This window comes from Janthinobacterium agaricidamnosum NBRC 102515 = DSM 9628 (assembly GCF_000723165.1).
GTDB classification, from domain to species: domain Bacteria; phylum Pseudomonadota; class Gammaproteobacteria; order Burkholderiales; family Burkholderiaceae_D; genus Janthinobacterium; species Janthinobacterium agaricidamnosum.
Window position 1 is genome coordinate 412397 of the sequence record NZ_HG322949.1, and the last position, 11688, is coordinate 424084.

General features: G+C 62.2%; 11 protein-coding genes. 8 read left to right on the forward strand and 3 right to left on the reverse strand.

Annotation, left to right across the window (positions count from 1 at the left end; translation table 11 throughout):
- The first annotated feature begins 240 nt into the window (after positions 1-240).
- From GJA_RS01635 to GJA_RS01645, 3 genes are read left to right on the forward strand one after another with little or no spacing between them, the layout of a single operon-like run.
- On the forward strand, positions 241-2553 hold the full coding sequence (locus GJA_RS01635; protein WP_038488056.1) for a TonB-dependent receptor: 2313 nt from the start codon (positions 241-243) through the stop codon (positions 2551-2553).
- Between the two features lie 18 nt (positions 2554-2571).
- Positions 2572-4428 carry an alpha-amylase family protein gene (locus GJA_RS01640; RefSeq protein ID WP_038498336.1) on the forward strand — a complete coding sequence of 619 codons (1857 nt, stop codon included), beginning with the start codon at positions 2572-2574 and terminating at the stop codon, positions 4426-4428.
- Positions 4429-4440: 12 nt separating this feature from the next.
- Positions 4441-5778, forward strand: a complete 1338-nt coding sequence (locus GJA_RS01645) for an MFS transporter (RefSeq protein WP_038488059.1) — start codon at positions 4441-4443, stop codon at positions 5776-5778.
- A 69-nt stretch (positions 5779-5847) separates the two neighbouring features.
- Here GJA_RS01645 and bfr read toward each other — a convergent pair whose 3' ends face one another.
- The gene (gene bfr / locus GJA_RS01650) at positions 5848-6324 is read right to left on the reverse strand and encodes a bacterioferritin (RefSeq protein ID WP_038488062.1); all 477 of its coding nucleotides are present in this window, start codon (positions 6322-6324) and stop codon (positions 5848-5850) included.
- A 386-nt stretch (positions 6325-6710) separates the two neighbouring features.
- Between bfr and GJA_RS01655 the strand changes: the two genes are divergently transcribed.
- Positions 6711-7400 (forward strand): Fe2+-dependent dioxygenase, encoded by a 690-nt coding sequence (locus tag GJA_RS01655; RefSeq protein WP_038488065.1) that lies wholly within the window; start codon positions 6711-6713, stop codon positions 7398-7400.
- Between the two features lie 180 nt (positions 7401-7580).
- Here GJA_RS01655 and GJA_RS01660 read toward each other — a convergent pair whose 3' ends face one another.
- A complete protein-coding gene (locus GJA_RS01660) occupies positions 7581-8279 on the reverse strand; it encodes an energy transducer TonB (RefSeq protein WP_051780136.1) in 699 nt (232 codons plus the stop codon).
- Between the two features lie 8 nt (positions 8280-8287).
- Positions 8288-8503: a (2Fe-2S)-binding protein gene (locus GJA_RS01665; RefSeq protein ID WP_038488071.1), complete on the reverse strand. Its 216-nt coding sequence runs from the start codon at positions 8501-8503 to the stop codon at positions 8288-8290.
- A 492-nt stretch (positions 8504-8995) separates the two neighbouring features.
- On the opposite strand from GJA_RS01665, the gene GJA_RS01670 reads away from it, so the two are divergent.
- The 4 genes from GJA_RS01670 (at position 8996) to GJA_RS27690 (ending at position 11676) form a co-directional block, all read left to right on the forward strand.
- A complete protein-coding gene (locus GJA_RS01670; RefSeq protein WP_038488074.1) occupies positions 8996-9268 on the forward strand; it encodes a FeoA family protein in 273 nt (90 codons plus the stop codon).
- Between the two features lie 2 nt (positions 9269-9270).
- Positions 9271-11160 (forward strand): ferrous iron transporter B, encoded by a 1890-nt coding sequence (feoB, locus tag GJA_RS01675; RefSeq protein WP_038488078.1) that lies wholly within the window; start codon positions 9271-9273, stop codon positions 11158-11160.
- A gap of 1 nt (position 11161) precedes the next feature.
- Positions 11162-11437: a DUF6587 family protein gene (locus tag GJA_RS01680; RefSeq protein WP_038488081.1), complete on the forward strand. Its 276-nt coding sequence runs from the start codon at positions 11162-11164 to the stop codon at positions 11435-11437.
- 74 nt (positions 11438-11511) lie between these two features.
- Entirely contained in the window at positions 11512-11676 is a 165-nt protein-coding gene (locus tag GJA_RS27690) for a hypothetical protein (protein ID WP_156484107.1), read from the forward strand.
- Positions 11677-11688: the final 12 nt, after the last annotated feature.

Below are 11688 nucleotides of genomic sequence, written 5' to 3' on the forward strand. Positions count from 1 at the left end.
TGCAGCATGAAAATCTTGGCGTTTCGATTAATGAAGCGTATTTCTCCTGCATGAAACTTTAGGTTTTTGCGTAAAAACAACGCAAATTGCATGTTGCGGCGCTTATATGCAATCGATTGCAATAAATTTTCATTCGATGAATAATGGCGCACTTGCCCAGCATGTGCGCCCGCTGCGCATCAGACTGGATTCATGACAGCGGCCGCCACGACGCGGCCACGCACAATAACGGAGACGATGATGGATACACGTATTGCCAAACTTGGCTGCATGGCCGCGGCCGTCGCGGTCGCGATGCTGCAACTGGGCGCCGCCCACGCCCAGCAAGCCCCTGACGCTGCCGGCGCCAATGCGGCGCCGGCCGATGGCCTGAACCTGGAACGCATCGTCGTTACCGGCAGTACCGGCGGCGCGTCGAAAATGAAGTCGAGTAATTCGGTCAGCACCATGGAGCTGGACACCATCCTGAATAACGCGCCGACCAGCGCGTCGGAGGTATTGCGTTCGGTGCCGGGTTTGCGCGCCGAATCGTCGGGCGGCGAGGGCAACGCCAACATCACCGTGCGCGGCTTGCCGATTTCGGCCGGCGGTTCGCGCTACGTGCAAATCCAGGAAGACGGCTTGCCGGTGCTGCAATTCGGCGACTTCAACTTCACCACCCCGGACAGTTTCGTCAAGATCGACGGCACGCTGGACCACCTGGAAGTGGTGCGCGGCGGCGCCGCGTCGACGCTGGCGACCAACTCGCCGGGCGGCATCATCAATTTCATCGGCAAAAACGGCAAGGACAAGGGCGGCAGCATCGGCATCAGCCACGGCCTCGGCTACGATGAAACGCGGGTCGATTTCGATTACGGCGCGCCGATTTCCGAGCGTACCCGTTTCTTCATCGGCGGCTCTTACCGCAACGGCGAAGGCATCCGCCACACCGGCGTCAACAGCGAAGACGGCGGCCAGATCCGCGGCAACCTGACGCATGAATTCGACAACGGTTTTGTGCGCGTCTCGTTCAAGCACCTGGACGACAAATCGCCGACCGCGCTGCCGGTGCCGGTGCAGGTGAACAATGGCCAGATTTCCGAAATCCCGGGCATCGATCCGCGCAAAGTCAGTTTTTATTCGAAGAACTGGGTGCCGGACGTGGTGCTCGGCAAGAACAACCAGCCGATCTCGACCAACGTCAACGACGGCCTGCACGTGCGCAGCGACTCGATCGGGCTGGAGTCGTCGTTCAAGCTCGACGACGGCTGGAAACTGAGCGAAAACTTCCGCACTTCGCAAAACTCCGGCCGCTTCATCGGCGTGTTCGCCGGCGATAACGGCAAGAATGGCAACTACGTGTTCGCCAGCGGCCCGAATACCGGCAAGGCCTACAATGGCCGCGCCTTTTCGGCGGTGGTGTTCAATACCTCGATCGACGACGCCAGCAATACGCTGAGCGACACCAAGGTGGCCAAGACGTTCGAGGTCGGCGGCGGCAAGCTGACCACCACCGCCGGCCTGTACCTGTCGAACCAGAAGCTGGCGCTGACCTGGAACTTCAACCAGTACCTGCTGCAGGCGAGCGGCGACAGCCCGGCGCTGCTGAAAACCGCCAGCGCCACGCCGGGCCTGGTCGGACCGGCCTTCGGCGGCTGCTGCTCGCGCGCCATCGACGTCGATTACAAGACCACCTCGCCGTACCTGAACCTGGGCTGGGAAAGCGGCGCGCTGAATATCGACGGCAGCGTGCGGCAAGACCACCAGCGCGCCAGCGGCAGCGCCAACATCGCCACCGCGAATGCGTCCGGCGCGCTGCAATACCAGGCGGCGACGGCGCAGAATGTCGACTATTCGCTGAACCACACTTCGTATTCGGTGGGCGGCAACTACCAGCTGCAAAAAAACCTGGCGCTGTTCGCGCGGGTCAGCGAAGGCGTCGCGTTCAACGCCGACCGCATCCTGTTCGGCACGCCGCTGGACGGCAGCGCGCCGGTCAATATCAACACCGTCAAGCAGATCGAAGGCGGCGTGAAATGGCGCCAGGGTCCGCTGAGCGCCTTCGTCACGCTGTTCCAGGCCAAGACCAGGGAAAGCAATTTCGAAGCGACGACCCAGATCAGCACCGCCAACGACTACGACGCCAAGGGCGTGGAACTGGAAACGGCGTACAGCGCCGGCGGCTTCCGCATCACCGGCGGCCTGACTTATACCCACGCGCGCATCACCGGCACCGCGCCGGGCGACGAAGCGGTGATCGGCAACAGCCCGCGGCGCCAGGCGCCGGTGGTGTACCAGCTGGCGCCGACCTATGAGTGGGGCGACGCCACCTTCGGCGCCACCTACATCGGCACCGGCAAGTCGTGGGGCGACGATGCGCACACCATCGTGCTGCCGGCCTACCAGGTATTGAACGCGTTCATCAATTACCAGATCACGCCGCAAACCCAGATCTCGCTGAGCGCCAACAACCTGCTCGACAAGATCGGTTATACCGAAGTGGAAGGCGACGGCCATGCCGCCCGCTCGATCACCGGCCGTTCCGCCAAGGTCAGCCTTAAATATACGTTTTAAACCGGATTGGATTTTATGATGTCTGAGAAAACCCCGCTGGAGTGTCTGCTGGCGGCGATGCCCGTTCACTTGCAGACCGAGGCGGCGCGCCGCTACACGCGGCAGGAGCCGGTGCTGTTCGAGCGCCTTGGGCGCTTGTACGGCGGCCGCGCCGATTTCCTGCCATGGTTTTGCGACCTGATGGAAAGCGTGGGCCGGCTGCATGCGGCCCGTCCGGCGGCGCTGCTGCGGCTCGACGCCGAACGGCTGGCCCGGCCGGACTGGTTTTCCAGCCAGTGGATGCTGGGCTACAGCGCCTATGTGCAGCGTTTCGGCGGCAGCCTGAACGGCGTGGCGCAGCGGATTCCGCATTTGCGCGAACTGGGCGTCACCTACCTGCATTTGCTGCCGTTCCTGCGCCCGCGCGCCGGCGAAAGCGACGGCGGTTTTGCGGTCGCCAGTTTCGATGAAGTCGATCCCGAACTGGGCAGCAACGCGGACCTGGAATCGCTGACGGCGCAATTGCGCGACGCCGGCATCAGCCTGTGTTCCGACCTGATCCTGAACCATGTCGCCGACGACCATGCATGGGCGCTGGGCGCCAAGAATGGCGATCCGCTGCTGCGCGAATTCTTCCATACCTTCCCGGACCGCGCGATGCCGGACCGTTACGAAGCGACGCTGGGCCAGATTTTCCCGCAGGCGGCGCCCGGCAATTTCACTTTCGATGCGTCGTTGCAGCGCTGGGTCTGGACCACTTTTTATCCATACCAGTGGGATCTGAACTACGCCAACCCGGCGGTGTTTAGTGCGATGATGTCGGCCATGCTGGGCCTGGCCAACCGCGGCGTGGAAGTGTTCCGCCTCGATTCCACGGCCTTCCTGTGGAAGCGCGAAGGTACCGACAGCATGAACCAGCCGGAAGCGCACATGCTGCTGCAGGCGATGCGCGCGATCGTCGAGATCGCCGCGCCGGGCGTGCTGATGAAGGCGGAAGCCATCGTGCCGACGCCGAAGTTGCCGGCTTATTTCGGCAGTGACGCCGCGCCGGAATGCCATATCGCTTATCACAGCAGCCTGATGGCGGCCGGCTGGGGCGCGCTGGCGGAACAGGATACCGGTTTGCTGCGCGAAGTGGTCAAGGCCACGCCGCCGCTGCCGCCGGCGGCGTGCTGGCTCAGCTATGTGCGCTGCCACGACGACATCGGCTGGAACGTGCTGCTGAACGAAGCCGGCGCCGACGGCCCGGCGCGGCTGGCGCGCATCGCCGCGTTTTTCGCCGGCGCCAACGGCAGTTTCGCGCGCGGCGCGGCATTCCAGAGCAGCAGCGCCGACAAGGCGCACGGCAGCAACGGCATGGCGGCTTCGCTGACCGGGCTGGAAAGCGCGGCCGACGCCGGGGAGCGCGACCTGGCGCTGCGCCGTTTGCTGCTGCTGCATGGCCTGGCGCTCAGTTTCGGCGCCTTGCCGATGCTGTACATGGGCGATGAACTGGGCATGACCAACGATTATTCGTACAGCCGCCGGGCCGACCGGGCGATGGATAGCCGCTGGCTGCAACGGCCGCTGTTCGACGACACCCTGCTGGCCTGGCGCTACGACCGCAGCAGCGTGGTTGGACGGCTGTTTTCCGGCTTGCGCCAGCTGATCGAATTGCGCCGCCGCCACGAGGCGCTGGCCGCCGACGCGCCGCGCCAGTTGCTGGCGTCGGGCGACGCGGCGGTGCTGGCGCTGATGCGCGGACCGCGCTTCCTCAACCTGAGCAATTTCGGCGCCCGCAGCGTCGCGTGCGACTTGCCGCAAGGCGGCTGGCGCGACGGCTTGAGCGGCGTGGAACTGAGCGGCAAGGTGTTTTTGCAGCCATGGGCTATGCTGTGGCTTGAGCGTACCACTTAATCCGGGAACCATATGAGCGCCAAGGGACACACCAGGACGCTGCACAAACCGCATCTGTCGTTCTGGCAGATCGTCAACATGAACATCGGATTCTTCGGCATCCAGTTCAGCTTCGGGCTGCAGCAAAGCAGCATGAGCCCGATCTACAACTACCTCGGCGCCGACGCGGCCAGCCTGCCGTACCTGTGGCTGGCCGGGCCGATGACCGGCTTGCTGGTGCAGCCTGTCATCGGCGCGATGAGCGACCGTACCGTCACGCGCTGGGGCCGGCGCACGCCGTACTTTCTGATCGGCGCGATCCTGTGCAGCATCGGCCTGCTGCTGATGCCGTTCAGCCCGACGCTGTGGATGGCCGCCAGCCTGCTGTGGATACTCGACGCCGCCAACAACGTGACGATGGAGCCGTACCGCGCCTTTGTCAGCGACAAGCTGGATAAAAAACAGCACTCGATCGGCTTCCTGACCCAGAGCGCGTTCACCGGCCTGGGGCAGACGCTGGCCTACCTGACGCCGTCGCTGCTGGTGCTGTTCGGCATGAACAAGGACGCCGTCAATGGCAGCCACATCCCGCACATCGTCATCGTCGCCTTCATGATCGGCGCGTTCTTTTCGATCGCCTCGGTGCTGTGGACCCTGAAGACCACGCCGGAACATCCGCTGTCGCCGGACCAGCTGCAAGAGATCAGCGCGCGGCCGCCGGGCTGGCGCCACATGCTGGGCGATATCGTGCTGGCGGTGCGCGAAATGCCGCCGACGATGAAGCAACTGGCGGTGGTCAAGCTGTTCCAGTGGTATGCCATGTTTTGCTATTGGCAGTACATCACGCTGTCGCTGTCGACCACCATGTTCCACACCACCGATCCGGCCTCGCAGGGCTTCCGCGACGCCGGCTTGTTGAATGGCCAGGTCGGCGCCTTCTATAACTTCATCGCCTTCATCGCGGCGTTCGCGCTGGTGCCGTGCACGCGCCGCTTCGGGCCGAAGGTCATGCACAGCGTATGCCTGACGGCGGCCGGCATCGGCATGCTGTGCCTGCCGCTGATCCACAGCGAGGCGCTGCTGCTGGTGCCGATGGTCGGCATCGGCATGGCGTGGGCCAGCATCATGGGCAATCCCTACATCATGCTGGCCGGCAGCATCCCGCCGCAGCGCACCGGAGTGTACATGGGGATCTTCAATATGTTCATCGTGATCCCGATGATCATCCAGATCTTCACCTTGCCGCTGTATTACCGCAGCTGGCTGGGCGGCAATCCGGAAAACGTGATCCGGCTGGCGGGGGCATTGCTGCTGTGCGCGGCCGTGGCCGTGTTGTTCGTCAAGCTCAAATCTGCAGCCAGGCAGGCTTGAACATTTGCAGGCATAAAAAAACCGGCGTAAAGCCGGTTTTTTTGTATGTGAGCCTTGACGCCGCGGGGATTATTCCTCGACAGCCATCTGGCTTTGCAGGTAGTTCTGGATGCCGATCTTGGCGATCAGGTCGATCTGCGTTTCGAGCCAGTCGATATGCTCTTCCGTGTCTTCCAGGATCATCAGGAACAGGTCGCGCGAGACATAGTCGCCGGCTTTTTCGCAGGTGGCGATGCCTTCCTTGACGGTCACGTGCGCGGCGCGTTCCAGTTTCAAGTCGCATTCCAGGATTTCCGGGGTGTTTTCACCGATCAGCAATTTGTGCAGCGCTTGCAGGTTAGGCAGGCCGTCCAGCATCAGGATGCGGTCGATCAGTTTGTCGGCGTGTTTCATTTCGCCGATCGATTCTTCGTATTCCTTCTTGCCCAGCTTTTCCAGGCCCCAGTGTTTGTACATGCGTGCATGCAGGAAGTACTGGTTGATGGCCGACAGTTCGTTGGTGAGCTGCGCGTTGAGCAAGCGGATGACTTCTTTATCGCCCTTCATGGAGGACTCCTTAAATTTGGTGGTCGATGTGGATGCGGTGTCGGCCCATTCCGGGTGGCGGTTGCTGCCTGATGGTCTGTCGAACGTCATCCTTGTATGCCCGCATGATAACGCAAAATACCCGCGTTTTCGCGCCTGGATCGTCATTTTTCCGTATATTTGACGCTTTTTTCGTGAGAATAAATCCCATTCGCAGGCCGAATGCCATATTTTCCCGTTTTTAATTTGTTGATGAAAATGACAACCATTTTCATTCGTGTTGCGGGCCGTTTTTGAGGCCCGGCTTTTGGCGATCTTTTTGGCGGATTTTGACTGTTCGGGCTCGGTCTTGAGGCGCCGCGATGCGATAATCGGGGTGCGGTTTTTTTCTGAAAAAAGGATGGAAGATGATGTTGCATATCCCCGGCGTGCTGACGCCCGAACAAGTCGCCGGCTTTCGCCAGCGCCTGGCGCACAGCGACTGGATCGACGGCCGCGCCAGCGTCGGTGCGCAGGGCGCGCAAGTCAAGCGCAACCGGCAATTGCCGGAAGGTTCGCCGCTGGCGCTGGAGCTGGGCGAGATCGTCAGCCGCGCGCTGAGCGCCCATCCGCTGTTCTTTTCGGCGGTGCTGCCGCTGCGCATCTTACCGCCGTTTTTCAACAGTTACGCCGGCGGCGAGCATTACGGCCTGCATATCGACGGCGCGATCCGCACGCCGCTGGGTGGCGGGCAAGCGATGCGCGCCGACGTGTCGTCGACGCTGTTCCTCAGCGAGCCGGAAGAGTATCAAGGCGGCGAACTGGTGGTGGTCGATTCCTACGGCACGCATGAAGTAAAACTGCCGGCCGGCGACGCCATCGTTTATCCGTCATCGAGCGTGCACCGGGTGATGCCGGTCACCGCCGGCGAGCGTGTCAGTTCCTTCCTGTGGACCCAGAGCATGGTGCGCGACGACTGGAAACGGGCCATGCTGTTCGAGCTGGACCAGAATATCCAGCAATTGCGGGCAGAGCGGGGAGAACGTGGCGACAGCGAAGCGCTGGTCGGACTGGCAGGCCATTATCACAATCTGCTGCGCATGTGGGCCGAGATTTAAAGCGGGATATCAGCACGAAAAAGCGAGCGGCCAAAAAAAGAGTCTGCCGGCCCGGGGATGTAGGCTGGCAGACTTAAACAAGCAAAAACAATCACCGGCACAAGGTGCTGGTTGGCTGGCGTCTGCTAGCGAGGAAGGTACAAGCGGGGCGGCGGCGCCCCGCGGTCAGGACAAACTGGCTCAGCTCAGCTGGAAATTCAGCGGTACGATGACGAACACCGACACTGCCTTGCCATTTTCGATCAGCGGCTTGAACAGCGCGCGCAGCGCGGCCTGGCGGCCCGCTTCATCGAGGTTGGACGAGCCGGATGATTTCTGTATCATGACTTGTTCGGGCAAGCCTTTTTCGCTGATCAGGATGCGCAACACGACGATCCCGGTTTCGCCGAGGCGGCGCGAAATATTCGGGTAGACCGGTTGCGGCGCCTTGATGTATTCGACGCTGGACACGGTACGCGGCGTCGCCGGCGCCGGTTTTTGCGGCGGCGCCGGCGGTGCGGCTACGGCCGCTGCCGGCGCCGATTCGGCTGGCGCTTGCGGCGGGGTGATGGTCGGTTCGGCCGGCGCAATGGCCAGCAACGGCAGCGGCGGAATGATGGCTGGCGGTTGCGGCGCGACGATGTCTACGGTTTTCGGCAACGATGGCGGGGTCTCTTTGGGCGGCGCCGGCGGCGTGACGAAACTGATGTTGATCACTTCCGGCATCGCGGCATGGACGGCCTTGCTCAGCAAGCCGCTCTGGAACAGGTACAAGGCCACCACGTGCAATGCAATGATGCCGGCCAGCGGCGCCATTTGTCCGCGCTTGGCTTTCAGCGTGGCAAACTGCGGCTGTGCCAGTCCCATATCGGACCGGGGCATCATCGTCATCGAGTTCATGGTGATCCTTAGGTGGTCAGTACGGCCCGTTGCAGCACCACTTCGCGCATGCCGTCGGTCTGGGCGAGATGTTCTTTCAAGACTTCCTTGGCGCAACTGTGGCATTTGCCGCAGCACGTGGCGACACCCAGGTCGCGGCGCAGCTCGGCCATCGTGCTGAGGCCCAGATCAACGGCTTGACGGATTTCACGATCAGATATGTTGTTGCAGACACATACAATCATCGATACACCTTCTGGCGAGAACTTCAGGAAGATTGACTACGTATTCGTTAATGCGCAAGTCTGTCCGATTTCACAAACTTGCTACTGTTTTAATGAGAATCATTATCATTACGTTTTCTATTCTCTCGCAAAGCCGATCATTTTGCAAGCGATTTGATCAAACACGCGGCGCAGCCGGGTTTTCGGCCGGCTGCAGCAGGGCTGGCCGAGGGCGCGCAGTGCAAGGATGGCGGGGTTTCGGTATGCTGTCGGCCTTGCCGCCGAGTTCGTCTTAACGCCGTCTTAAGGCTGTCGAAATAAAAGTCATTCGCATTCCGATTATAATGTGCGGGTGGTTTTCGCTCGCTTGCGATGGATTTTTTGCCTTTGTCTGTATTACACAACATTGCATAAATAAGCTGTAGAGCAAGCTGTAGAACAGGCCGTGGTAATGCAGCGCGGCATGGTCTTTCACTTGATGGTTAACAGAATTTAGAATTTTGGAATGTGTTCATGAGTCTTGCGCCTGCCACTACCACCCTCGATGCACTGGCCGTCGGCCAGTACGGGACGGTGCTGCATATCACGCCCTGCGAGCCAGGCCAGCTGGATGACGGCGTCGATTTGCCGCGGCGCCTGATGGAACTCGGTTTCGTACCGGGTGAACGGATCCGCATGCTCAAGCGCGGCATTCCCGGCGGCGATCCGCTGGCCATCAGGGTCGGCAATTCCACTTTCGCATTGCGCCGTTTCGAAGCGGCACTGATCACCATCCAACCGGAATAAACATGGGCGCTGTAGAAAAACCGGTGCAGCCTGTGGCGCAGGCGCCGCAAATTGCATTGCTGGGAAATCCGAACTGCGGCAAGACCGCCTTGTTCAACCGCCTCACCGGTTCGCGCCAGAAAGTGGCGAACTACGCCGGCGTCACCATCGAGCGCAAGGAAGGCCATTTCACGTCGCCGCAAGGGCGCGCCATCCGCGTGCTCGATTTGCCGGGCGCGTACAGCCTGTCCGCCACCACGCCGGATGAAGCGATCACGCGCGACGTGGTCGGCGGCTTGCGGCGCGGCGATCCGCGGCCGGACGCGATCGTCTGCGTGGTCGACGCCACCAACCTGCGCCTGAACCTGCGCCTGGTGCTGGAAGTGCAGCGCCTCGGCTTGCCGATGATACTGGCGCTGAACATGGTCGACGTGGCGCGCAGGCGCGGCCTGGTGATCGACAGCGAAAAACTGGCCGCCGAACTGGGCATGCCGGTGGTGGAAACCGTGGCGGTGCAGCACGATGGCGAAAAAGCGCTGCTGAACGCGCTCGACAAGATGATGCCGTTGACGAAGGTCGAGGCGCAGCCGCTGGCGGCCATCGACGCGGTCTCGGTCGAGCAAACCCAGCGCGAAGTGCGGCGCATCCTGGCCGCCGTCAGCAACGACGTGCGCGACACCGGCAACCTGACCGAGAAAATCGACAATATCGTATTGCACCCGGTGCTCGGGCCGATCATCCTGGCGATCATCATGTTCCTGATTTTCCAGGCCGTGTTCACCTGGGCGACCACGCCGATGGACATGATCACCGCCGGCATCGACAGTCTCGGCAAGACGCTGACCGCAACCATGCCCGACGGCCACCTGAAAAGCCTGCTGGTCGAAGGCATCCTGGGCGGCGCCGGCAGCGTGCTGGTGTTCCTGCCGCAAATCCTGATCCTGTTCTTTTTCATCCTGAGCCTGGAGGATTGCGGCTACCTGCCGCGCGCGGCCTTCCTGCTGGACCGCCTGATGGGCGGGGTCGGCCTGTCCGGCCGCGCCTTCATTCCGCTGCTGTCGAGCTTTGCCTGCGCGATTCCCGGCGTGATGGCGGCGCGCACCATCCAGAATCCGCGCGACCGCCTGGTGACCATCATGATCGCGCCGCTGATGACGTGTTCGGCGCGCTTGCCGGTGTATGCGCTGATCATCGCCGCCTTCATTCCCGAGCGTGAAGTCGCCGGTTTCATGAGCTTGCAAGGCCTGGTGCTGTTTGCGCTGTACTTCGCCGGCATCGTCTCGGCGATGCTGGTGGCCTGGATCATGAAACGCGGCATGGGCTCCAAGCGCATGCAGCCGCTGATGCTGGAATTGCCGGCCTACCACTGGCCGCACCTGCGCAACCTGGCGCTCAGCCTGTGGGAACGCGCCAAGATCTTCCTGACCCGGGTCGGCACCATCATCCTGACGCTGATGATCTTGCTGTGGTTCCTCAGCACCTTCCCGGGCGCACCGGACGGCGCCACCCATCCGCCGATTTACTACAGCATGGCCGGCATCCTGGGCCGCGGCCTGGAAGTGATCTTCGCGCCGATCGGCTTCAACTGGCAAATCTGCATCGCGCTGGTGCCGGGCATGGCGGCGCGCGAGGTCGCGGTCGGCGCGCTGGGCACCGTGTACGCGCTGTCGCAAACCGGCGATGCGCTGGCCACCACCCTGAGCCCGCTGATCGCCCAGTCCTGGTCGCTGGCGACCGCGCTGTCGCTGCTGGCCTGGTATGTCTTCGCGCCGCAGTGCCTGTCGACGCTGAGCGTGGTCAAGCGCGAAACCGGCGGCTGGCGTTATCCGCTGATGATGGCCGGCTACATGTTCGCGCTGGCCTACGGCGCCTCGTTCATCACCTATCACATCGCTGTCCTGCTGGGAGCCTGATATGTTGCAAAGCTTGATTGTGGCACTGATCGTCGCGGCCGCGCTGCTGCACTTCTCGACCCGGTACTTGCCGGCCGGCCTGCGCAAGCGCATCGTGGCCGGGCTGGTGCGCTGCGGCGCGAACGATGAAATGATGTCCCGGCTGTTCAAGATCGCGCCGGGCTGCGGCAGCGGTTGCGGTTCCTGCGGCTCATGCGATACCGAGCCGCCGAAGCCGGGTGCCGGCGGCGATGGCGGCCCGAGCAAGCGCGTCATCACCTTGCACGTGCAGCGCTAAATCGGCGTTGGGCTGAATTGCCTGAAAGTCTTTTCTTTGATGTAATATTGCATCATTCCGACAAGGAGGATGCGATGGTGATCTTGCTGACTTTCATGTTTTTGTTTGCCATAGCGTGCTGGGTGCTGGCCGGCCAGCGGGGGCGCAACGGCGGACTGTGGTTTGTGATCGGCCTGTTGCTCGGACCGTTCGCGCTGATTGCGCTTTCGGTGCTGCCGCCCGGGACACGGTCTTCTTAAGGATCAATCGTC

Bases quoted from the DNA above. Each gene is read 5' to 3' on its own strand.
- GJA_RS01635 (WP_038488056.1), top strand. From the start codon at position 241: ATGGATACACGTATTGCCAAACTTGGCTGCATGGCCGCGGCCGTCGCG.
- GJA_RS01640 (WP_038498336.1), top strand. From the start codon at position 2,572: ATGTCTGAGAAAACCCCGCTGGAGTGTCTGCTGGCGGCGATGCCCGTT.
- GJA_RS01645 (WP_038488059.1), top strand. From the start codon at position 4,441: ATGAGCGCCAAGGGACACACCAGGACGCTGCACAAACCGCATCTGTCG.
- bfr (WP_038488062.1), bottom strand. From the start codon at position 6,324: ATGAAGGGCGATAAAGAAGTCATCCGCTTGCTCAACGCGCAGCTCACC.
- GJA_RS01655 (WP_038488065.1), top strand. From the start codon at position 6,711: ATGATGTTGCATATCCCCGGCGTGCTGACGCCCGAACAAGTCGCCGGC.
- GJA_RS01660 (WP_051780136.1), bottom strand. From the start codon at position 8,279: ATGAACTCGATGACGATGATGCCCCGGTCCGATATGGGACTGGCACAG.
- GJA_RS01665 (WP_038488071.1), bottom strand. From the start codon at position 8,503: ATGATTGTATGTGTCTGCAACAACATATCTGATCGTGAAATCCGTCAA.
- GJA_RS01670 (WP_038488074.1), top strand. From the start codon at position 8,996: ATGAGTCTTGCGCCTGCCACTACCACCCTCGATGCACTGGCCGTCGGC.
- feoB (WP_038488078.1), top strand. From the start codon at position 9,271: ATGGGCGCTGTAGAAAAACCGGTGCAGCCTGTGGCGCAGGCGCCGCAA.
- GJA_RS01680 (WP_038488081.1), top strand. From the start codon at position 11,162: ATGTTGCAAAGCTTGATTGTGGCACTGATCGTCGCGGCCGCGCTGCTG.
- GJA_RS27690 (WP_156484107.1), top strand. From the start codon at position 11,512: ATGGTGATCTTGCTGACTTTCATGTTTTTGTTTGCCATAGCGTGCTGG.